The organism is Rhizobium mongolense USDA 1844 (genome assembly GCF_000419765.1).
GTDB classification, from domain to species: domain Bacteria; phylum Pseudomonadota; class Alphaproteobacteria; order Rhizobiales; family Rhizobiaceae; genus Rhizobium; species Rhizobium mongolense.
Window position 1 is genome coordinate 303516 of the sequence record NZ_ATTQ01000007.1, and the last position, 21740, is coordinate 325255.

A 21740-nucleotide genomic window follows, 5' to 3' on the forward strand; every position below is an offset into this window, starting at 1 on the left:
AGGTAATGGGTGCCGCGAGAAGGCGACGGTGGAGTTGCAAGCGTCAGGCAGCACGGCTGAAATGGAGTACCTGGAGCACGGTCAAATTTGGCAGGGAGCCTTCGGGTTAACGACGATGGGCAATCGAAATAGACGCTGCAACTCGCAACTCTGCGGACTCGCTACCTGCCAAGAATGATCGAGCCGATGCGCCGCATGGCATCAGCAAAGGTGATCCCCATCGCCATGCCGCCGGTGCCGATGACGGCCAGTGCGCCGATTCCCATCGGCTTCCACCGCTTTAGGTCGTCGGTGACCGGTCGCATTTCCGAAATGTCTTCCTGGACGGCGGCGACACTGCCCTCAACTTCGCCAGCCGAACGCTGCGGCTACATCTTGACTGAGGACGTGAGCACACCAGGCGGAAGGCCGGCGAGGTCCACAGAGACCGCGATATTTCTCGGTGATGTGAGTCGCATACAGCCTGCGACATGAGTTTTTAGTGCCTGTGCCGGCGCGTACGATGCGTAGGCTGCACAACAACCTAGGTTTGCGAATTAATCGTTTTTCATTAGTCAAAGCGGTTCTACCACTCCTAGACACACTTCACGCCAAGGCGCAGAATCTCCATCCAGTTCGGGGATGCGTCATGATCAAGGAACTGGTTACGTTCTTCTTGAAGATCTGGGTCTTTTTCGGGACCCTCTATCTCGCTGTCATTGTTTTAGACCAATACAGCCTCGTGCCGCCGCCACCGGCGAAATGGGTGGCGGAACTCCGCAACGCTCGTGAACTCGTGGACGAGGCAAATAAGCTCGCGGACAAAGCCCAACCGGTGGCGAAGGCTGTTTCCGATATTTCCAACGCGGTCACGGCTCCCCTTCAGCTACTCACGCAGGTGTTGAAAGCCATTCCGTCAACATCGCCAGGTGCAGGTGGCGTCCGACACGCTAAGGACTTGCCGATCGCACCCCCTGGTCTAACCAGTCCACCCGGCACCTCGGGCGGATCAACAAACCCCCCGCCCAGTATATTGAGGCCGCATATACCTGATCCGAGTCGGGGGATGTTGCGGCCGCCGAGGTTTTGGTGATTGCCTGGTATTCCTGAACGATCTCAACGGCGTTAATTGCGCCAGCGACCTACATTTGCGCCGTCGCGTTGGTCTTGATGTGGACCACGCCAGCGAATTCTAGCAGATTACGACGAATCTTAAAGGCATAATATCATTTATTTTCAATAGGATAACGGACTTATGAGAATGGCGTCGAACGCTAATTCGGCTGACACCTTTTCCGCCATAATCTCGGTTTAGGCATTTTTTATCGAGTGCCGTTTCCGGAGCCCAAGAAGCCATCCTCAACTTCATCAAAGCACTTGCGCGGAAACGAGCAAAGGCTGGATTCTCACCCCGAAATACCAATGAAACCGTCGCAAACCGTTCTGATGGGGTCGGAACAAAAAACAAGTTATCTCATTTCTCTTCCATCATAGATGGAGAAAACTGCCATGACTCACGACCAATTCCCTGATCGCAGATCAGACCCGCGCACTACTCCGGTCCGCAGTCGCTCTTCGTGGGGCGCATGGGCCGCCATTATCGCGGTGATTCTGGTGGCTGGCGTTGTATGGTTCGAGTGGGGTGGCTCGCCCGACACCGATCCGATCTCGACGTCTTCAACGACGCCCTCCACGCAGTCTGCTCCAGCACCGGCAACGCCGACTGCGCCGACCAGCAACAATGTAACCCCGGCGCCGGCTTCTCCTCCTGCGGCTCCGGCGCAGCAGTAGGGCCTGCCTCTACGCCTGCAACAGTTGCTATTGAGATGGATCCAGAAAGGTCGGTGCGAGTTTCGCCCGGCCTTTTTTCGTCCTCCCGATCGGTGACCAATCCTTGAGTAAGGCGTCGCGAAAAAAGTTCGAGCTGCCTCGGATCGTGCTCGTCGAAATAGAGGAGATCGAAGGCCACGAACATCGCTTCGCGAGAGGTCCGCTTGCCGCCCCGACCGCCGAGCGATTGCTGCAGCAGTGCGCAATCGGATCGGCCCTGCTCGTCGAGCACGACCGCCTCGCCCGTCGCCACGCCGAGCCGACCTCCTTAACGGGCCTCCTTGATCGCGGGAAACCGATGCGTCCAGTCATGCCCGCCCATTTGATTTCGTAAACCCACTGCTCGCCCCTGTGTGGTTTGATGCTTGAGAAGCGTCAGGCATAGATCGATGTGGTCCGGCATGGGATCGAGGAAACGGCTGGGCCGGGCCCGATCGCGTGGTCTTGCTACTCTGGTACGGACACTTGCGGCGTCTTTGGCGAATATCGATGCAACTCTCATGACAAACCTCCCTCTCTCGCCGGGCCCTTACCGCGGCTGAGCGCAGAAGCAGGCTCGCGAATATATCAACCCGGCGGACGATCCTCAGAAGTCGCAATAGCCGGCCGCTGCATTGTTGTCTCAACAGCGGCAAGGACGAATGGCCTCTGACCTTGGCCGAAGGTGGATTGAGGGTCAGGCCCGCAGTGCTTTCAAGTTATTCGACGACCTCGATCACCGCGCGGGTCTTCGGATTGACGAGCACGCGCTTTTTGTTGACGACCACATAACCGTAATCGGGCTGATCGGGGATCGTTTAGATCTCGACCGTGTCAGGAAGCGCCGTACCGATTGCAACATCACCTTCAAACGTGAGCGATGGCGCTTGTTGCTCAATAACATAGGTTCTGACCTCGCCGGGAACGACGACCGTCGCTGTCTGCGCCGTAAGCGCTAGTACACTTTTTCTCGGAACAGACTTCATGGCTATCCGTTGAGATGATCGCCAACGGAGATTGCATTTCATGAACTCGGACATCTGGGAACGCAGCATCGAGTTGATCGACTGCGACGATCGTTTCCGCACCGTAAAAAATACGAGAGAAGCCGTTGCGTTTCTGATGACGTCCTGGCCCGGTCACAAAGGCCCCGCATATGCGGCAGCGCGGAAGGCCTGTCTGCGAGCCCTCGAGGGCGAAAAGCCCGACATAGATCCTCAGACCGCTTTCATCGCAGCAGCAGAGGAATCTGGTATTCTCAGGGCCAACTGAAATATTCACCCCGCTGCTCATAGGCTCCGGCGCGTAGTTCCGCGTATCGCTGGTGCATCCATTTGATTTCAGGGGTACCAACAGCTGCGGAGGCGCGTCGCCTCCGTGGCGGCGTAACGGCGCAACAACCCGGTTCGGGAAGCCTGATGCCGGTTGCGAGATGGCGCGCTCATTAACAGCGGTTCGGTGCTTGGACAAAGCAGCGTCCGTCGAGTAACGACAGGAGCGGCGGCAGTGACGGACGAACCATTTCCGCCGCCCGCCATAGGCGACGTTCGATGTCCGCAGCAAGTGGGTCCGGCGTAGAATCAGGCCATATTGGCGGCGGCCTGTGACGCCTTCATACGCGACGTCGTGAAGCCGCGCTTCCTGCCGGAGATCCGGTCGAGTGAATGGAACCATCCGGTGGATATCCGCGGCGACTGGCGCGGCGGGCAGCCGCGCTGTTCGGTCATGCTCGCTGGGGTCGTCGCCTAGCCTTCAAAGGTTTCATTTTCCGCGACATCCGAGCGAGAGGGCTATGGCGTAAACATAGGATCTGCTTTGCCACGCCACCCACATCCCTATATCTTACGATATCCGGACTCATTGACGCCCTATAAGGGTTGTATGTCCTTGAGCGCCTAGCGGGCGCTCGGATTGGAGCGGGTCGTAGCGTCGGCGGGGGCGCAAGCTTCGACCCGCTCTTTCTTTCCAACAACGGAGCGCGCCTATGTTTTGGGATTTCATCACGATCGCAGCGATCTTCGGCGCTTTCTTTTTTGTGCGAGAGGCACAAACCGTGCTCGCGAAAGCCCGCCTGTCGAACTGGCGCAGCTTCACCTTCCGGTAAACGGACCAGGAAGCGACAACTTTCCTGAAACACGATTCTGGCGGGATCTGGTTGCTTTTCCGCCCATCGCGCGTGCAATCTGCTTGTATTTTCCAAGCTCCTGCCGCCTTCCGGATATCCCATGATCAATCGACTTGCCGCACTGCCGGTGATTTTCCTCGTTTCACTGCCTGCAGCCGCCGGCAACTACCGGCCGGACAATGGCTGTACGCTGGATTATCCGCAATCTGTGCTGAAGAATGGCAGCTTCAAGCTCGACAAGGAGAAGGGTTCCGGTTCGGAGAGCATAGCGCTCACCCCGAATATCGATGTGAGCGTCGAAAGCGGCGGCTGCGAATATTCGACCAGGACTTACCGCTTCTCTATCTTCCTGACAGGCGATGAAAATCAGATGTCAGGCATTGAATATGTAAAAGCCGTCGAGCTGCTTGCCATGCTGGAGCGTCGCAAGGAACTGGCACTGGATTTTTCCGGCGCCCGTAAAGCGCTCCAATCCTACATGGCGCTGGTCGTGGAGCCGAAGCTGGGAGAACAGCTGTATATTCGCAACGACACCGAGAATCAGTTTTCAGAGAAAGTCTGGATCGATGTCGATCGCAGCACGGAGCCCACGCATATCGCGGTGACGTTATCCAGCGGTCCGTACTAGAGACAGCCGTTTTAATTCAAATTTCGCAGTTAACCGCCTGTTAATATTTAGCTTGCCCCGCAAAGCGAATGATCTATCCTCCAGAATCACAGGGCTGCGTAGAAATGTGCAACGAGAGTTCGAGAATGCCGCCGGGTTTTGCAGTTCCTGCCCTCCCCAGCGTGTGTCGTTGTTGAGAGCTTGTCCATTTCACATGCCGGTAACACTGCTGCTACCCTGATCCGGCAAGGAACGTTTCTGCAGGTTTTGCGTTCATTTTTGTTGCTTCTCTAGGAGGGAGATCACCATGGAAGGCGAAGGCGTAGGTTGGATTGCGGCGATCATCATCGGCGGTATCGCCGGCTGGTTCGCGGAAAAATTCATGCACAGCAATATGGGCCTGCTCATGAATATCGTTCTCGGCATTGTCGGCGCGATCGTTGCCAATTTCATTCTCGGCGTCCTGAACATCCAGCCGCTCGTAGGCTGGCTCGGATACCTGATCACCGGTTTCGTCGGCGCCTGCATTCTTATTGCGCTCGGACGTCTTGTGCGACGCTGATTTCAATCGCGGAAAAGCCAGGACCACAGCTCCCTGGCTTGTACATTGAGAGGCCGGAACATCCGATATGATGTTCCGGCCACGTTTGTCATTGGGTGGTTGTAACACCGCAATGCGATGCGCAAAGCATTGTACGATTATTGCCGCGTCGTTTCAGCGGCGGCTCATCAGGCCGAAAACGTAGGCAATGCCGGCGGTTACGGCGAGTGCGAAGATCGGTTCTTCACGCACTTTCTCGCGCACACGCTCGGTCATGACAGAAGCCTCGTCGGTAACGGCGGTCTTTGCGCCCTGCCCCAAGGCGACGACGCTCTCGGACAGCCGTGCCAAATCCTCGCGCAATGCGGTGACTTGAGCCGAAAGATCATCTGCTGCAATTTCCGCCTTCACGCGTGCGCCCGTCGTTTGTCCGGAGGCGGTCTTGAGTTCGGCCATTGTCTGCTCCTCTTTTTGCGGATGCGGCTTCAACGACGTGAGGGCCGAAAGGTTCCCTGAAGCGCTTCATTTCTTGAACGTGATCGCCTTCCGGGACCTTCGCCGACACCTGCTATGTTTTCACGCGCAGACGCTTCATTTCCTTACGCGTTTGTTCTAAGGAACGTCGAAAGCTTTGCCCGTGAAAGGGCGAAATATAATGCGAGGTTTGCGTTTCGATGTTCCATTTCCTGAGAAGAGCCGCCCGGACCTGGGTCGCCAAGCTCCTGATGCTTCTCCTGGTCGCTTCATTCGGTATATGGGGCATCTCCAGTTCGCTGCTCACCGGCAGCAGCAGCACGGCGGTCGTCACCGTCGGTGACCAGGAGGTAGACGCCACCGAATTCCGCCTTGCCTACCAGCGGCAGGTCGCAAGCCTCAGCCAGCAGTTCGGCATGCGTCTGACGCCCGAGCAGGCCAAGGCCTTCGGCGTCGAGCAGCAGGTGATCGCCCAGCTCGTCGCCGGCGCCTCGCTCGACCAGCTTGCCGCCGACATGAATCTCGGCCTTTCGGAAGATCGTCTCGCCCAGCTGATCGCTGAGGATCCGGCCTTCAAGGCCGTCAACGGCCAGTTCGATCGCACGCTCTTCACCTCGCGCTTGCGCAACGCCGGCATCCGTGAGGCGGACTATATCAGCGAGCGCAGCAAGGTCGCCGTGCGCAGCCAGATCGTCGATGCGGTGTCGAACGGCTTCACCGCTCCGAAGACGCTCGTCGACGCGCTGAAGCTCTACCGTCAGGAAAGCCGCGACATCGACTACTTGCTGCTGACGAACGCGAACATCGAGCCCATCAAGGCTCCGGCCGAGGATCTGCTTTCGAAGTGGTTCGATGGCGTCAAGAGCCGCTATCGCGCGCCGCAATATCGCAAGATCGCCTATCTGAAGCTCGAACCTGGAGACATTGCGGATGCCTCGACCATCACGGACGATCAGATCCGCGAGGATTTCGACAAGCGTAAGGACAGCTATCGTACGCCGGAAACGCGCACGATCGAGCAGCTGACCTTTGCCAGCAAGGATCTGGCGACCGCTGCCGAAACGGCGCTCAAGAGCGGCACGAGCTTCGACCAGCTCGTGACCGACCAGGGCAAGACGGCAAGCGACGTGCTGCTCGGCGACTTCACCAAGGACAAGGTTCCGGACCAGGCCATCGCCGATGTCGCTTTCGCAGTCGCCAGGGACGGCGGCACGACGCCGGTCGTCGATGGTTCGTTCGGCCCGGTCATCCTCCGCGTCTCCAACATCAAGCCGGAGAGCGTCAAGAACTTCGACGAGGTGAAGGAAGACATCCGCAAGCAGTTGGCGCTCGTCAACGCGTCGCAGGAGGTAATCAACGTGCACGATCGTATCGAGGATCTGCGCGGCTCCGGCCAGACACTCGAGCAGATTGCCGAACAGCTGAAGCTGAAGGCCGTCGTGATCGACGCCGTCGATCCGAGCGGGTTGGACAAGGGCGGCAACGAGGTCAAGGACATCCCCGCGAAGCCGCAGTTGATCGGTGAAGCTTTCAAGACCGAATCCGGTGTTCAGGCGCCGGCGCTGTCACTCGGCAAAGACGGTTATGTCTGGTTCGACGTGCGCGAAATCACGCCGGAGCGCGATCGCCCGCTGGCCGAAGTGCGCGACAAGGCCGTGCAGGATTGGACCGCCGAACAGCAGAAGCTCGAACTTGCCAAGAAGGCCGGAGAGCTGAAGCAGGAGGCGGAGAAGGGCAAGACGCTTGCCGACATCGCAGCTCCGCTCGGAATTGCCGTCGAAAGCAAGAGCGGCCTCACGCGCGGCACCGAGGATGCCGTTCTCGGCCGCGCCGGCGTGACCGCTGCCTTCACAGGCCCGGTCGATACTGTTGCGAATGCCGTTGGCGGCGATCCCGGCACGCAGATCCTGCTGAAGGTCACCAGCGTCAACACGGAGCCGACCGGTGATGTGCTGAACAATCAGGATGCGCAGATCACTGCCATGGCGAACGCTGCCGGCGACGACATTCTTGACCAGATGGTGAACCTACTGCAAACGCACTACGGTGCGTCGATCAATCAGACGCTCGCCGATCAGGCAGCCGTTCGCTAGGAGCTGTAGCGCATGACCGATCTGAAGCCGCTTCTAGCCAAGGCCGCGAGCCGCGAGCCACTGACCCGCGAGGAGGCCCGCGAGGCCTTCGAAATCCTGATGTCCGGTCAGGCCACTCCTTCGCAGATCGGTGGTTTCCTGATGGCGCTGCGCGTCCGCGGCGAGACGGTCGATGAAATCGTCGGTGCTGCGACGACCATGCGCTCGAAGATGCTGCGGGTGGAAGCGCCTGCCGATGCGATCGATATCGTCGGCACCGGCGGTGACGGCAGCGGCACCTACAATATCTCGACGCTGGCGGCGCTGATCGTCGCCGGCGCCGGTGTTCCGGTCGCCAAGCACGGCAACCGGGCACTGAGTTCGAAATCCGGAGCCTCCGACAGCCTGGCAGCTTTGGGCGTCAAGCTTGAGATTGCGCCTGAAGTGATCACGCGCTGCATCACGGAGGCAGGCGTCGGCTTCATGTTTGCCCAGCAGCACCATTCGGCGATGCGCCATGTGGGGCCGTCCCGGGTCGAGCTCGGCACCCGGACGATCTTCAACCTGCTCGGGCCGCTGACGAACCCGGCCGGAGTGCGCCGCCAGTTGCTCGGCGTCTTTGCGCCGCAATGGGTCGTGCCGATCGCTGAGGTCATGCGCGACCTCGGTTCGGAGAGCGTCTGGGTCGTGCATGGCGATGGTCTCGATGAGATCACCACCACCGGCAAGACCAGCGTAGCAGCGCTTGAAAACGGCAAAATCCGAACCTTCGAGCTTTCGCCGGCGGATTTCGGCGTGCCGCCCTGTGCACTTGCGGCGATAAAGGGCGGCGATGGCGTCGCCAATGCTGCTGCACTTCGCGAAGTGCTGAGCGGTGCGAAGAACGCCTATCGCGATATCGCCCTTGCCAATGCGGCTGCCTCGCTCGTCGTTGCCGGTAAGGTAGAGACGATCGCCGACGGCATGAAGCTCGCGACCGAATCGCTTGATAGCGGCGCGACCGCCGTAGCCCTCGATAAACTGATCGCCGTTTCGAACGATATCGACTAGGATTGGCCGATGACCGATATCCTGAGAAGAATCGAGACCTACAAGCGCGAGGAAATCGCCGCCGCCAAGGCTAAGGTTTCGCTTGCCGACCTGAAGGCGATGCAGGCAGGGCAAACCGCGCCGCGCGGCTTCCACAAGGCGATCGTTGCCAAGCGCGATGCCGGACACTACGGCCTGATCGCCGAGATCAAGAAGGCAAGCCCGTCCAAGGGCCTCATCCGCCCGGATTTCGATCCGCCGGCGCTCGCCAAAGCCTATGAAGCCGGCGGTGCCGCGTGCCTGTCCGTCTTGACCGACACGCCAAGCTTTCAAGGCGCGCCGGAGTTCCTGACGGCTGCACGCGAAGCCTGCGCCCTTCCGGCGCTGCGCAAGGATTTCATGTTCGAGACCTACCAGGTGCACGAGGCACGCGCCTGGGGCGCGGATTGCATTCTGCTGATCATGGCGTCGCTTTCCGATGACGAGGCTGAACGGCTGCAGGATGAAGCCTTTGCGCTCGACATGGACGTGCTGGTCGAGGTGCATGACGCCGCAGAAATGGAGCGGGCGCTGAATCTCTCCTCACCGCTCGTCGGCATCAACAACCGCAACCTGCGCACCTTCGAGGTCAGCCTGAGCGTCAGCGAAGAGCTTTCGGCGATGGTGCCGGACGATCGGCTGCTGGTCGGCGAGAGCGGTATCTTCACCCATGCCGACTGCAAGCGGCTGCGGGCGGCCGGCATCAACACCTTCCTCGTCGGAGAGAGCCTGATGCGCAAGGATGACGTGACGGCTGCGACCCGCGCTCTGCTCTTCGGCGAAGCGGCAATCGCGGCGGAGTGACATGAGCGGCGAGAAGCCAGGACTTACCCATATAGACGCCTCCGGTGAGGCCCACATGGTCGATGTCGGCGGCAAGGCCGATACGGTTCGCGTCGCAACCGCGGAAGGCCATGTGAAGATGGCGGCGCAAACGCTGCGGCTGATCCGTGAAGGAAACGCGAAGAAGGGCGACGTCATCGGCACGGCGCGGCTGGCCGGCATCATGGCGGCCAAGCAGACGTCCAGCCTTATTCCGCTTTGTCATCCCCTTATGCTGACGAAGGTGAGCGTCGAGATCGAGGAGGATGTCGCCCTGCCCGGCCTGCGCGTCATTGCGACCGCCAAGCTCACCGGCAAGACCGGCGTCGAGATGGAAGCGCTAACCGCCGTGTCCGTCGCCTGCCTGACGATCTACGACATGGCGAAGGCCGCCGACAAGGCGATGGAGATCGGCGGCATCCGGCTGCTCGAAAAGTCGGGCGGCAAATCCGGCGACTTCCGCCATCCGGAGGCTGGCCGATGAACCTCCTTCCCGTCACAGAGGCGCAAGGCAGGTTGCTTGGGCATGCCAAGCCGATTTCCGATGTCGAGACCGTTTCGCTTGCCGACGGCGATCGGCGCGTGCTCGCGGCCGGCTTGACGGCGCGGCTAACGCAGCCACCCTTCAATGCGTCTGCGATGGACGGCTACGCGCTGCGCCGCGAGGACGCACCGGAACCCGGCGCTGAACTCAAGCTCATCGGCACGTCTGCGGCAGGACACGCTTTCGATGGCACCGTGGGAAAGGGCGAAACGATCCGCATCTTTACGGGCGCGCCGGTTCCCTCCGGCGCTGACAGCGTCCTGCTTCAGGAGGACGCTGAGAAAATCGATGGAGGCATCCGCACGAAATATCCCATCCGCCAGGGCCAGCATATCCGTCCCCGCGGGCAGGATTTTAATGAAAACGAGGCGGTGCTCGCCGCCGGCACCGTCATGGATTTCACGCGACTGACAGTGGCCGCCGCGATGAACCATGCGTCACTCGACGTGCTGCGCAAGCCGATTGTGGCGATCCTTGCAACCGGCGACGAACTGCTGACGCCAGGAAGCGACCTGGGACCCTCGCAGATCGTCGCGTCGAACACGTTCGGTATCGGGGCGTTGGTGCACAACGCTGGCGGCGACGTGCTCGATCTCGGTATCGTGCCCGACGACAAGGTTGCTATCACGGCAGCGGTCCGCAGGGCACAGGCCGCCGGTGCCGACGTCATCGTAACGCTCGGCGGCGCCTCCGTCGGCGACCACGACCTCGTGCAGGCCACACTGGTTGCTGCGGGCATGACGCTCGATTTCTGGAAGATTGCCATGCGGCCAGGCAAGCCGCTGATGGTCGGCAGCCTCGGAAGCACGCACGTGCTCGGTTTGCCGGGCAATCCGGTATCAAGCCTCGTCTGCGCCTTGCTGTTCCTCGAGCCGCTGGTCCGCAAGCTCGCCTCCCTGCCGCCGGTCAAGCGCGACGCCATGGTGGAGACGGCTGTCAGCCTTGCCTCCAACGATCAGCGCCAAGATTATGTGCGGGCGAAGCTCGCCAAATCCTCCTCCGGCATGTGGCTGGCGGAGCCGTTCGGCAAGCAGGATTCGTCGATGATGAAGGTCTTCGCACATGCCGACTGTCTGATCATCCGTCCGCCCCATGCGCCGCAGCTTCCGGCGGGATCCCCCTGCCCGGTGATGCTGCTCCGGCCGGAGCTCCTCGGCTGACTTCTGGCAGAGGTGCGATCCGTCGCGCCTCCGCTGATCTAAAGCGAATACACCCCGCACACATTCTCCATCTCCGCCCCGAAGTCTGCGACGGCGTATGTCGTCACCAGTCGAAGCCGCTCGCGGGGAAAAGGCGCCCTGCCCGGGTCGCCGATCAGGACGTCGATGCCAGCGGCGCGGCAGCGGGTGAAAAACGGCAGGACGCGACTTGCAAGCCTTGCATCGTAGAACACGTCGCCTGCCAGGATGAGATCGCAAGCGGGAGGCGAAGCGTCGAGGATATCGGCTTGCAGCGTTTCGATCTTAATACCATTAGTAGCAGCATTGAGGTCTATAGCGGCAATCGCATGAATATCGATATCGATCGCGGTGACATGGGCAGCCCCTGCATTCGCAGCAGCAATGGCGACCAGGCCCGACCCTGAACCGAGATCGAGGACATGGCGGTCGCTGACGGTCTTGGGCTGCGAGAGGATATGGCGGGCGAGGACCGCTCCGCCAGCCCAATGATAAGCCCAGTAGGGTGCGGCGGAAACTGCACCGTCAAGCCTTGTCAGTCGCCCCAGCCCGCTTCCCGAATGTGCTGTATAGAGCATTATCTCGGGAATTGACGGCACAGGCTGAAGGCGGAGGTTCTTGCAAATGAAATCTGCCGCTGCAAGATATTGCGGGCTGTCTTTGCCGGTCATTGGCGGCGCCCCGATGTCCACCGGCGCCCACGGAATCAGTAGTTCTTCATGGCGAGGTGCGGCATGCCCCCGTCGAGAAATTCATCGCCGAACGCAGTAAAGCCGAACTTCTCATAGAGCGCGATCTTGTCGCTTTGAGCCGTCAGATAAAAGCGATTGCCGCGTGCAGTGTGATGCGCCTCCATCCCAAAGCGGATCATCGCGCTTGCGATACCATGGCCGCGCCATTGCGCTCCGACGGCCACGCGCCCGATCTTCACGTGATCATCGAGATAGACGACCCGAAGCGTGCCCGCGACTTCGCCGGCCTGGATGGCGACGATGTGGTGGGCGCTTAAGTCGGCTTCATCGAATTCCTCATCGGCAGGCACATTCTGCTCACCGACGAAGACGGCGCGACGCAACTTGAAAGCTTCGTTGCACAAGGTGCTGAAGAGCGGAACGGATAAAATCACGATCTCTGTCATGGCTGCATCCTCAGGAGAGCATAAACGGAAGGCGCCAATTGTCAGTCCGTCTCGCCTCAACCCTGCTTCTTCTTAGCGAACTTGCCCTTCGGCGCGAAGCCACCCTTGCCTTCGAATTTCGGTTTTCCCGCGGCCTTGCCCCAAGGCTTGGCGTCGCGTTTCTCACTGTGGTCGACGGTTGCGGAAGCTGTCTTACCCTTGAAATCCTTCTTGAACTTGCCCTTAGGGCGATCGTCATAGGATGTCTCGTCACGGCGCTCGCCGAACGTCTTCTTGCCGGCATAAGGTTTTGCAGCAACCGGACGGCTGAAATCCGGGGTGCCGTTCAGACGCGTCACGCGGATACCGCGCTCCAGCGTCTTGTTCGGCCCCACCGCTTGGAGGAAAGCTTCGGCGCTATCGGCAGAGATTTCCACATAGGTCTCTTCCGGCTGCATCTTGATCGCACCGATCTCCCGTTTCGTCAGATTGCCGTTGCGGCAGAGCATCGGTATCAGCCAGCGCGGTTCGGCATTCTGCTTGCGGCCGACGGAAACCGAGAACCAGACGCTCGGGCCGAAGTCGTCACGCGGGCCCTTCTGGCTCGGCTCCCGCGGCTCGAAGGCGTTTTCGCGGCGCTGACGCTTGCGGTCGCCCTCTATCGAGACTTCGATCAGATCTTCCGGCGCCGATTGATTGGAGCGATAGAGGCGCACGAAGGCCGCGGCAAGCTTCTCTGCGCCGTGATTTGCAATGAGCTGGCCGACCAGTGCTTGATCCTCGTCGCGCCCAGCCTCGCTGAGGATCGGGTCGGCAAGCAGGCGCTCGTCGTCGCGGCGCATCACATCTTCTGCCGACGGCGGAAGAGCCCAGGTGGCGGCAATCCCGGCGGCATCGAGAATGCGCTCGGCCTTACGGCGGGCATTGAGCGGCACGATCAGTGCGCTGACGCCCTTGCGCCCTGCCCGGCCGGTGCGACCGCTGCGATGCAAAAGTGTTTCCGGATTGGTCGGCAAGTCGGCATGGATGACGAGGTCGAGGCCTGGAAGGTCGATGCCGCGGGCGGCGACATCGGTTGCGATGCAGACGCGGGCGCGGCCGTCGCGCATTGCCTGCAGCGCGTGCGTCCGCTCGTTCTGCGTCAGTTCGCCGGAGAGTGCCACGACTGAGAAATTGCGGTTGTTGAAGCGGGCCGTCAGATGATTGACCGCAGCGCGCGTCGAACAGAAGACGATGGCGTTGGTCGCCTCATAGTAGCGCAGGACATTGATGATCGCATTTTCGCGGTCAGCCGGCGCAGCGGCAAGCGCGCGGTATTCGATATCGACATGCTGCTTCTCTTCGGTCTGTGTCGATATACGCACGGCGTCGCGCTGGTAGCTCTTGGCGAGCTTGGCGATGGCGGAGGAAACAGTTGCCGAGAACATCAGTGTCCGACGGTCGTCGGGTGCCGCTTCGAGGATGAATTCCAGATCTTCACGGAAGCCGAGGTCGAGCATCTCGTCCGCCTCGTCGAGAACGACGGCCTTTAATGCGGACATATCGAGAGCTTTGCGGCGGATATGGTCGCAAAGACGTCCGGGGGTGCCGACGACGATATGGGCGCCGCGTTCCAGTGCACGGCGCTCGCTGCGGATATCCATACCGCCGACGCAGCTGACGATCAGCGCACCGGTCATCTCGTACAGCCATTCGAGCTCGCGCTTCACCTGCAAGGCAAGCTCGCGGGTCGGCGCGATCACAAGCGCCAGCGGTTCGGCGGCGGGTGCAAAGCGCTCCTCGCCTTCGAGCAGCGTCGGCGCGAGCGCAAGGCCGAAGGCGACGGTCTTGCCCGAGCCGGTTTGCGCCGAAACCAGCGCATCTGAGGAGACAAGCGCCGGATCGAGCATGGCTTTCTGAACGGGGGTCAGCGCTGCATAGCCGCGCTTTGCCAACGCCTTGGCGATCGCCGGGACGACGCTGTTGAGATCTGTCATCTGTCTGTCTTTCGGAATATCGGGCGCGAAGCGCCGTGGCCGGAACCTGCCGGCAGAACGGTTGGCGCGTTCCTACCCGCTAAGTCGGCAAATGTCAAAGCGGCAATATCAGCCGGCGCAGCGCCACAGCCAGACGTCGATGCTGCCGGAGCGGCCGCGGATTTTCGTCTCCACCGGACCTTCGAGCGGACCGGCGGGTGACGGGCCGGCGCCGGCGGATGCTACGCGGACAAGTGCCGCGCTGAAGGCGACCTCAGCGCCGCGGCTGGCCGCAACTTCCATCAGGCGGCTGGCGACATTGACGGTGTCGCCGGTCGCGGTAATCTGCTGGCGATCGCCGGTGCCGAGGCGCGAGGCGACGACAGGCCCGCAATGGGCGCCGATCTTGAAGCCGATCTTCCGTCCCCCTTGGAGAGCTGTGTGCGAATCGAGCCAGGAGCGCATGCGATCTGCGAGCGCCAGCGCGCAGGCGGCGGCGCGCGAAGCGTCGTCTTCCGCCGGGTGCGGCAGCCCGAACAGGATCATCGCACCGTCGCCCATGAAGCTCGTGATCGCGCCGCCATGCGCCCGCGCCTCCTGGTCGGCTATCTCGAAAAAGCCGCTCAGGACCTCGCGCACGGTTACCGCTCCGACCGCTTCACTAAGCCCGGTAAAGCCCGAGAGATCGATAAAGACCACCGCAGCATCCTGCCGGACTGGCTCGGCAAGGAAGGATGGATCGCGTGCGAGCCACTCTCCAAGGCCGGGTGCTTCGATGCGCTGGAGGAGCTCGCTTTGGGCAGCGAAATGGCGTGCCTGGCGGCGTCCGAGAAGGAGTTGCGCTGCGCCGAAGATGAGAACCGGAGGCAACGCGGCGGCGATCGGCAAGGCTGCGCTCAGCCAATAGCCTGCCTTGAACATGGCAAGATTGATGGTCGCCCAGACCACAAAAACGAGAGCGATCAAGACGAAACCGATCAAGCTGCGCCGCCAGGCTATCAGGCCGACGAGCGCAAGCGGCAGAAGCACCGCGACCGTGGCGTCGAGCCGGCGGATATTATGATCGCGGACGATGCTGTCTCCGGCGATCAGATGCGCGATCGCGGTCGAAATGACCTCGACCCCGGGGAGAACCGGATCGAAAGGCGTTGGAAAAACGTCACCACCGGCCGTGACGGTTGAGCCGATAACGATGACGCGGTTCTCGATTGCGTCTGCAGGCACCTTGCCATCGAGCGCATCCATCAGGCTGAAAGTTGGGATCGTCCGGCGCGGACCGTAGAAGGTAAGCGGCAGGCGCTGACCAGTATCGGTCGGAATATGCCTGTCGGCAAAGGAGATGCTGCCCGGCTGGAAGGCCGGATCGCGATCGAGTGCCAGCGACGCCGCGCGTAGCGGAAACGACGGATCCACACGCCCGGCGCTGCGCGAGATCAGCGGAATGAAGCGGGGGACCCCTGTCTCATCCGTTGCGACATTAACAACGCCGGTAGCGGCGATATCGGAAAAACGCTTGAGAGGAAGGAGCAGGCTGTCGGCGACGGGAATGCCTGAAAGCGGATCGTTCGGATCGCTTGTCACCATCTGCTTGCTTTCCGGAAAGACGGCGGCGGCTGCGATGACGGAGGGCACAAGCCTGAGGGCCGATGCAAGTGCGACATCGCCTTCCTCGGTGCCGGGATCGAGCAAGAGCAGATCAAGTGCGATCGTCTTCGGCCTCGACGCGGAAACCGCAGTGATTGCGCGGGCAAGCGTTGCCCGATCGACAGGAAAACCGTGCGAAGCTGCGGTGCGGTCGTCTATCGCAATGATCGCGACGGCAGGTGGCGGCGTCTTGCCGCCGATTAGCACGCTTCGAATATCGGTCAGCGAAGCTTCCATCCGGTCGAGGAATCCGGCGCTGCCGGTCAGATGTAGGGAGCCCAGAAAGCCTCCCCAGAGCGCGGACAGAAGAAGAGCTGCAGTGATCAGAAATCGCTGGCGCGGCATGAGGGTTCTACTGGCCGAGGCGGGCAAGCAGGGCGTTGACGCGGGCGGCCGGCCAGCGGCGCACCTCAAGCGCGCCTGTGCCGCTCACAACATCGACGCCCTCGCCGGGGCCGAGCACCACGGGATCGCCCGCAGGACGGCGCACGGCAACGGAGCCTTGGACCACAAGCACGGAGGTCTGGCCGCTTGCGACGTCGACCGCCCATCGCGTGCCGCGCACGGCAGCGATTGCCTGCGGCGTCACCACCTGAAAGCTGCCTGTGTGGCGAGCGTCGTCGACATCGACCAGGATTGCCTTGCCACGCAGCGACACAACATCGGGGCTGCCATCGCGGTTGCGATCATTCAGCCTAAAGGCGGCACCTGCCTCGGCCGTCACCGTTACCCCGTTCGGGCAGCGGAGAATCTCACGCCCGCCCGCTGCATTCTCGACGGTGCAACCGCCCGTTTGGGCAAGTGATGCGCCCGCCGGCAGCAGAAGTGCCGCAAGGGCGGTTGCGGTAGAACCGCACAGGAATGCTGAGATTACGTTCATGATACGTCCCCACCTCGCGCAAGCGCCCAACACCGGCATGGTGTTCGCCATGCGGTCAAGTGCTTGTCCCGGCACCGTCACCATAAAACAAAACAAGGGTTTCGTATGCAGAAAAGCGCAGACTGGCAAGGCCGGCCGGCCTTACGCGCCAGAGGTTTCAATAGAGGGGCCGGTGTAACGGGCTCTTGGACGGATGAGACGGCCGCTCTCGACCTGTTCCATCGCATGCGCCAGCCACCCGCAGCTGCGGGCGAGCGCGAAGATGACGAGCGGCGCATCCTGTGGAAGCTCGAAGCGTTCCGCCATTGCCGTCAGCGCGAAATCGATGTTGACGCGCTCGCCGATCATCGCTTCGCCTGCCACTTGGATTTCGAGGAAAATCTCCGCTGGCGTGATATGCGCAAGCAGGGCTTCGGCGCGGATATCGCCGTCCGGGTAGAGCGGATGACCGAAGGCCGGAAGCCGGCTGCCCTGCGCCAGGATGCGGCGGATGGCTTGCTTGGCGCCGATGCGGCTTGCCGTCTCGGAAAGCGTTGCTACGGCCTCCCATGCGCCGCCGTGCAGCGGACCGGTCAGCGTTGCAAGACCGGAAAGCACCGATGCGGAAAGAGTCGCGCCCGCGGAAGCCGTGACGCGTGCGGCGAAGGCCGATGCATTGAGCTCGTGATCGGCAAGCAGCACTAAGGCGCGGCGCACCGCATCGCTGGCTTCTGGCCGGCGCCAGCTTTTTGCAAGGCGCAGATGGAGAGGCAGGTCCGATGCGCCTGGAGCGAGCGCGGAGGCGATCGTCGTCATGATATCTTGCGCTTCGGCTCGTAACGCCGGGAGCGAACGGCCGAGGCTCGGCAGGTCTTGAGGCACGCGGGCAGCGAGCGCCGAGAAAGCGGCAGCCATGGATGGAATGGATGCCTCGCTCCCGCAGGTTGCGATGTTGATAGGCGTACCATTGTTCCAAAGCAGTGCCGCCGTTTCTTCAAGCGTTGCATATTCGGAAAGTTTGGCGGCATCAATTCCGCGATAGTAGAGATGCCCATTCACGACGGTTGAAACCGCTGACGGAAGGACCGGATCGCCCCACTGGATCGCCTCCGCTGCGACAATCTCGATCTTCCTCCGGCCTGCATGGCGCTCGGCAAGCCGGGTGACGTCGGCGGTGTAATAGAGGCTGCGGCGCGGGTCGGATGGATCGGGTTTTGCGCGAATGCGTCCCCGGCTGACATTGGCGTAAAGGGTCTGCGGCTTGGTGCCGAGACGGTTCAGCGCTTCCTCTGCAGTCAACCAGGGCATCCAGCCTCATATTGATCAATTTCATCAAGATTGACGTCAATCAATCTAGGACCGATCTTCTTTTCCGTAAAGGAGAAATGCCTATGAAAAACGGTTTGGAAGATGTGATCGCCGCGGAGACCCGGCTTTCGGATGTCGACGGCCCGGCGGGCCGGCTGATCATCCGCGGCGTGTCGCTCGACGACCTCGTTGCGGACGGCACCTATGAAAGCGTCGCGGCGCTGCTGCTCGACGGATTGATGGAAACGCACGTCAATGCCGAGGGCTTGAAAGACCGGCTCGGAGCTGCACGCGCAGAGGTCTACGCGCATGTCGTGGCCGACGCCACCCTCCTCGCCCTGCCACCGGTCGATGCGATGCGGGCACTGGTTGCGCGACTGCCGGACGGCGAGGATTTCGAAACGGCGCTCAGGCTCCTTGCGGCCCCCGCCGTGTTCCTGCCGGCGGTTCTGCGGATGCAGCGCAGAGAAGCGCCTGTTCCGCCGGATGCCTCAATATCGCAAGCCGCAGACATCCTACGCATGATGACGGGCAGGCTGCCGAGCTTCGAACAAACGGCTGCGCTCGACGCCTATCTGGTGACGATCTCCGATCACGGGTTGAACGCCTCGACCTTCGCATCGCGGGTGATTGCCTCGACGCATGCCGGCCTCACGTCATCAGTGCTCGCGGCGATCAGCGCGCTGAAAGGTCCGCTGCATGGCGGCGCGCCGGGACCGGTTCTCGACATGCTGGATGCGATCGGCGCCGAAAGCCATGCGAAGACCTGGCTCGCGGCTGCCCTCGATCGCGGCGAGAGGCTGATGGGCTTCGGCCATCGCATCTATCGCGTCCGGGACCCGCGTGCCGACGCCTTGAAAAATGCGCTAAAGCCGCTTGTCGCAACCGGCCAGGTCGATCGGTCGCGGATCACTCTGGCCGAGGGGATCGAAAAGGCGGCGCTCGCAATGCTCAAGGAACGCAAGCCGGATCGTCCCTTGGACGTGAATGTCGAATTCTATACGGCGCTGCTTCTGGAATCGCTCGGCTTTCCGCGCGAGGCGTTCACCGGCGTCTTTGCGATCGGCCGCACCGTCGGCTGGATTGCGCATGCGCGCGAGCAGTTGCTCGAAGGCCGGTTGATTAGACCGAAGTCTGTCTATGTCGGGCCTTTTCCGATCGCGGCTTGAACGAAGTTCCGGCGGCAGGTTCACGCCTGTCGCCGGATCTGCAAGCTTTCACTCGGCAATGTCGATACCGAGGAAACCGCCCGGCTGCCGGGCCCAAAGGCTGGCATAGATGTCGCCCGCGCAAGCAGGTCCTCGGACGGCCCTCCTCCGCAATGGGCCCATTGTCGAGAACGACAATCCGCCCGTCGTGTCTCAGAGGAGAAATTAGACCAGCCGACTCTGCTCGGTTGCGGCTTCGATGAAGCTTGCGAAGAGCGGATGCGGGTCGAGCGGGCGGGACTTGAGTTCCGGGTGATACTGGACGCCGATGAACCAGGGGTGATCCGGATATTCGATCGTTTCCGGCAAGACACCGTCCGGTGACATGCCGGAGAAGACGAGGCCGCAGTTTTCCAGGCGGTCCTTGTAGTCGACGTTGACTTCGTACCGGTGGCGATGGCGCTCGGAAATGTCTGTCGAGCCATAGATTTCGGAAATCTTCGTGCCCTTCTTAAGCGACGCCTTGTAGGCGCCAAGGCGCATCGTGCCCCCCAGATCACCGGAAGCCGTGCGCTTTTCCAGCGCATTGCCCTTGATCCACTCGGTCATCAGACCAACGACCGGCTCCTTGGTGGGGCCGAACTCGGTGGAGGAGGCATTCTCGACGTCAGCAAGATTGCGTGCTGCTTCGATGACCGCCATCTGCATGCCGAAGCAGATGCCGAAATACGGCACCTTGCGCTCGCGGGCGAAGCGGGCTGCATGGATCTTGCCTTCCGAACCGCGCTCGCCAAAGCCGCCGGGAACGAGAATGCCGTGGACCTTTTCAAGGTACGGGGCGGGATCTTCCTTTTCGAATATCTCCGACTCGATCCATTCGAGATTGACCTTAACGCGATTGGCGATGCCGCCGTGATGCAGCGCCTCGATCAGCGATTTATAGGCGTCCTTGAGACCAGTATACTTGCCGACGATCGCGATCGTGACTTCGCCTTCCGGCGTGCGTATGCGGTTGCAAACGTCTTCCCACGGCTCAAGACGCGGCTTTGGCGCCGGCTCGATGCCGAAGGCGGCGAGCACTTCGCTATCGAGGCCTTCCTTGTGATAGGCCATCGGCACATCGTAGATATTGGCGACGTCGAGCGCCTGGATGACAGCGGACGGACGGACGTTGCAGAAGAGCGAGAGCTTGCGGCGCTCAGCTTCCGGAATTTCGCGGTCGGCGCGCACCAGCAGGATATCCGGGTGAATGCCGAGCGCCTGAAGTTCCTTCACGGAATGCTGCGTCGGCTTGGTCTTCAACTCGCCGGCAGCCGGAATGTAGGGCATCAGAGTCAGGTGGACGTAGATCGCCGTGCCGCGCGGCAGGTCGTTGCCGAGCTGGCGGATCGCTTCCATGAAGGGCATCGCCTCGATATCGCCGACCGTGCCGCCAATCTCGCAGATGACGAAGTCGTAGTCGTCATTTCCCTCGACCACGAAATCCTTGATCTCGTTGGTGACGTGCGGAATGACCTGGACGGTCGCGCCGAGATAGTCGCCGCGGCGTTCCTTGTCGATGATGTTCTTGTAGATGCGGCCGGTGGTGATGTTGTCGGTCTTGGTCGCCGAACGCCCGGTGAAGCGCTCGTAGTGGCCGAGATCGAGGTCGGTTTCCGCGCCGTCGTCGGTGACGAAGACTTCGCCGTGCTGGGTCGGGCTCATGGTGCCCGGATCCACGTTCAGATAGGGGTCGAGTTTGCGAAGCCGCACCCGATAACCACGGGCCTGCAACAACGCTCCGAGAGCCGCAGCCGCAATTCCCTTGCCGAGAGAGGAAACCACGCCGCCAGTGATAAATACGTATCGCGCCATGGGAGTCACCGGATACCTTTTCAAAAACGATTCCACCAGCCCAAAAATTCTTTTCCAGAACTTTTGGTGCCAGCTTGGAATCTGAACAAAAGAAAACCGGCAGACCCTGGGGCCTGCCGGCGGTTTATTTGGTTGACCGGGTTATTGTCCCGTTGGGACGCCGGTTCCGTTTTGTGCCGGGGCTGCCGGAGTGGCAGGCGTTGTCGGGGCAGGCTGCGTCGCAGGTGCGGTCGCCGTCGGCGCCTGAGCGCCGGGAGCGGCTGCGCCGCCGTTCGGAACGCCGTTGCCGGCAGGCTGGTTCGCGGGCTGCTGCGGAGTGCTGCCGCCGAGCGAATCGAGAATGCCGTTGCCCTGCCCGCTCGTTGCCGGGATGCGGTCGAGAATATCGGTCGGGCTGCCCTGATAGCGCGTCAGGATGCCGAGGCCGAGCGAGGTGATGAAAAACAGCGCTGCAAGGATTGCAGTCGTACGCGTCAGCGCATTGGCCGTTCCGCGCGCCGACATGAAGCCGGACCCGCCGCCGATACCAAGGCCGCCGCCTTCCGAGCGCTGGATGAGCACGACGCCGACAAGCGCCAGCACGATCATGAGGTGGATGACAATCAATACTGTCTGCATGGGTCCAGTCCTGCCCGC

General features: G+C 61.5%; 22 protein-coding genes and 2 pseudogenes. 12 read left to right on the forward strand and 12 right to left on the reverse strand.

The annotated features are described in order from the left end of the window. Positions 1 to 161: 161 nt before the first annotated feature. Positions 162 to 341 (reverse strand): annotated as a pseudogene (locus A3C3_RS43700) (DUF1515 family protein); the annotation flags it as partial. Between the two features lie 287 nt (positions 342 to 628). Here A3C3_RS43700 and A3C3_RS0116180 point away from each other — a divergent pair. The 3 genes from A3C3_RS0116180 to A3C3_RS48600 all read left to right on the forward strand — a co-directional run bounded on the left by A3C3_RS0116180 (position 629) and on the right by A3C3_RS48600 (position 2143). After that, the gene (locus A3C3_RS0116180) at positions 629 to 1072 is read left to right on the forward strand and encodes a hypothetical protein (RefSeq protein WP_022715632.1); all 444 of its coding nucleotides are present in this window, start codon (positions 629 to 631) and stop codon (positions 1070 to 1072) included. Positions 1073 to 1593: 521 nt separating this feature from the next. Beyond that, the gene (locus A3C3_RS48595) at positions 1594 to 1770 is read left to right on the forward strand and encodes a hypothetical protein (RefSeq protein ID WP_376774938.1); all 177 of its coding nucleotides are present in this window, start codon (positions 1594 to 1596) and stop codon (positions 1768 to 1770) included. Positions 1771 to 1873: 103 nt separating this feature from the next. Next, a complete protein-coding gene (locus A3C3_RS48600; RefSeq protein ID WP_145611835.1) occupies positions 1874 to 2143 on the forward strand; it encodes a hypothetical protein in 270 nt (89 codons plus the stop codon). Positions 2144 to 2507: 364 nt separating this feature from the next. Here A3C3_RS48600 and A3C3_RS43710 read toward each other — a convergent pair. Further along, positions 2508 to 2774, reverse strand: a pseudogene (locus A3C3_RS43710) (DUF1236 domain-containing protein). 40 nt (positions 2775 to 2814) lie between these two features. Between A3C3_RS43710 and A3C3_RS0116195 the strand changes: the two are divergent. Then, a complete protein-coding gene (locus tag A3C3_RS0116195) occupies positions 2815 to 3060 on the forward strand; it encodes a DUF982 domain-containing protein (RefSeq protein WP_022715635.1) in 246 nt (81 codons plus the stop codon). 308 nt (positions 3061 to 3368) lie between these two features. Here the strand turns inward: A3C3_RS0116195 and A3C3_RS45295 are convergent, their stop codons facing one another. After that, positions 3369 to 3515, reverse strand: a complete 147-nt coding sequence (locus tag A3C3_RS45295) for a hypothetical protein (RefSeq protein WP_156890786.1) — start codon at positions 3513 to 3515, stop codon at positions 3369 to 3371. 498 nt (positions 3516 to 4013) lie between these two features. Between A3C3_RS45295 and A3C3_RS0116210 the strand changes: the two genes are divergently transcribed. Continuing rightward, positions 4014 to 4541: a hypothetical protein gene (locus tag A3C3_RS0116210; protein ID WP_022715637.1), complete on the forward strand. Its 528-nt coding sequence runs from the start codon at positions 4014 to 4016 to the stop codon at positions 4539 to 4541. 286 nt (positions 4542 to 4827) lie between these two features. Further along, a complete protein-coding gene (locus A3C3_RS0116215) occupies positions 4828 to 5082 on the forward strand; it encodes a GlsB/YeaQ/YmgE family stress response membrane protein (RefSeq protein ID WP_022715638.1) in 255 nt (84 codons plus the stop codon). Between the two features lie 153 nt (positions 5083 to 5235). On the opposite strand, the gene A3C3_RS0116220 is transcribed toward A3C3_RS0116215, so the two are convergent. Continuing rightward, entirely contained in the window at positions 5236 to 5517 is a 282-nt protein-coding gene (locus A3C3_RS0116220; RefSeq protein ID WP_022715639.1) for a hypothetical protein, read from the reverse strand. Positions 5518 to 5735: 218 nt separating this feature from the next. On the opposite strand from A3C3_RS0116220, the gene A3C3_RS0116225 reads away from it, so the two are divergent. The 5 genes from A3C3_RS0116225 to A3C3_RS0116245 are packed head-to-tail and all read left to right on the forward strand — an operon-like array spanning position 5736 to position 11201. Continuing rightward, a complete protein-coding gene (locus A3C3_RS0116225; RefSeq protein WP_022715640.1) occupies positions 5736 to 7628 on the forward strand; it encodes a peptidylprolyl isomerase in 1893 nt (630 codons plus the stop codon). Between the two features lie 12 nt (positions 7629 to 7640). Further along, complete coding sequence (gene trpD, locus A3C3_RS0116230; protein WP_022715641.1) at positions 7641 to 8657, forward strand: anthranilate phosphoribosyltransferase; 1017 nt, start codon at positions 7641 to 7643, stop codon at positions 8655 to 8657. Positions 8658 to 8666: 9 nt separating this feature from the next. After that, positions 8667 to 9479, forward strand: a complete 813-nt coding sequence (gene trpC, locus A3C3_RS0116235; RefSeq protein ID WP_022715642.1) for an indole-3-glycerol phosphate synthase TrpC — start codon at positions 8667 to 8669, stop codon at positions 9477 to 9479. 1 nt (position 9480) lies between these two features. Then, positions 9481 to 9981 carry a cyclic pyranopterin monophosphate synthase MoaC gene (moaC, locus tag A3C3_RS0116240; protein WP_028739699.1) on the forward strand — a complete coding sequence of 167 codons (501 nt, stop codon included), beginning with the start codon at positions 9481 to 9483 and terminating at the stop codon, positions 9979 to 9981. Beyond that, on the forward strand, positions 9978 to 11201 hold the full coding sequence (locus A3C3_RS0116245) for a molybdopterin molybdotransferase MoeA (RefSeq protein ID WP_022715644.1): 1224 nt from the start codon (positions 9978 to 9980) through the stop codon (positions 11199 to 11201). The genes moaC and A3C3_RS0116245 overlap by 4 nt, the downstream gene beginning before the upstream one ends. Before the next feature lie 38 nt (positions 11202 to 11239). On the opposite strand, the gene A3C3_RS0116250 is transcribed toward A3C3_RS0116245, so the two are convergent. The 6 genes from A3C3_RS0116250 to A3C3_RS0116275 form a co-directional block, all read right to left on the reverse strand. Then, a complete protein-coding gene (locus A3C3_RS0116250; protein WP_051154481.1) occupies positions 11240 to 11890 on the reverse strand; it encodes a class I SAM-dependent methyltransferase in 651 nt (216 codons plus the stop codon). 35 nt (positions 11891 to 11925) lie between these two features. Continuing rightward, positions 11926 to 12357 (reverse strand): GNAT family N-acetyltransferase, encoded by a 432-nt coding sequence (locus A3C3_RS0116255; RefSeq protein ID WP_022715646.1) that lies wholly within the window; start codon positions 12355 to 12357, stop codon positions 11926 to 11928. 56 nt (positions 12358 to 12413) lie between these two features. Next, the gene (locus A3C3_RS0116260) at positions 12414 to 14312 is read right to left on the reverse strand and encodes a DEAD/DEAH box helicase (protein WP_022715647.1); all 1899 of its coding nucleotides are present in this window, start codon (positions 14310 to 14312) and stop codon (positions 12414 to 12416) included. A gap of 108 nt (positions 14313 to 14420) precedes the next feature. Further along, a complete protein-coding gene (locus A3C3_RS0116265; protein WP_022715648.1) occupies positions 14421 to 16280 on the reverse strand; it encodes a CHASE2 domain-containing protein in 1860 nt (619 codons plus the stop codon). A gap of 7 nt (positions 16281 to 16287) precedes the next feature. Beyond that, the gene (locus A3C3_RS0116270; protein WP_051154474.1) at positions 16288 to 16815 is read right to left on the reverse strand and encodes a FecR domain-containing protein; all 528 of its coding nucleotides are present in this window, start codon (positions 16813 to 16815) and stop codon (positions 16288 to 16290) included. 141 nt (positions 16816 to 16956) lie between these two features. Continuing rightward, the gene (locus A3C3_RS0116275) at positions 16957 to 18102 is read right to left on the reverse strand and encodes a citrate synthase (RefSeq protein WP_022715650.1); all 1146 of its coding nucleotides are present in this window, start codon (positions 18100 to 18102) and stop codon (positions 16957 to 16959) included. Between the two features lie 83 nt (positions 18103 to 18185). Here A3C3_RS0116275 and A3C3_RS0116280 point away from each other — a divergent pair, with 83 nt between their 5' ends. Further along, positions 18186 to 19271 (forward strand): citrate synthase/methylcitrate synthase, encoded by a 1086-nt coding sequence (locus tag A3C3_RS0116280; protein ID WP_022715651.1) that lies wholly within the window; start codon positions 18186 to 18188, stop codon positions 19269 to 19271. Positions 19272 to 19475: 204 nt separating this feature from the next. Here the strand turns inward: A3C3_RS0116280 and A3C3_RS0116285 are convergent, their stop codons facing one another. Together A3C3_RS0116285 and secG are read right to left on the reverse strand one after the other, a co-directional pair. Further along, on the reverse strand, positions 19476 to 21104 hold the full coding sequence (locus A3C3_RS0116285; RefSeq protein ID WP_022715652.1) for a CTP synthase: 1629 nt from the start codon (positions 21102 to 21104) through the stop codon (positions 19476 to 19478). Between the two features lie 141 nt (positions 21105 to 21245). Beyond that, positions 21246 to 21722, reverse strand: a complete 477-nt coding sequence (secG, locus tag A3C3_RS0116290) for a preprotein translocase subunit SecG (RefSeq protein WP_022715653.1) — start codon at positions 21720 to 21722, stop codon at positions 21246 to 21248. Positions 21723 to 21740 lie beyond the last annotated feature (18 nt).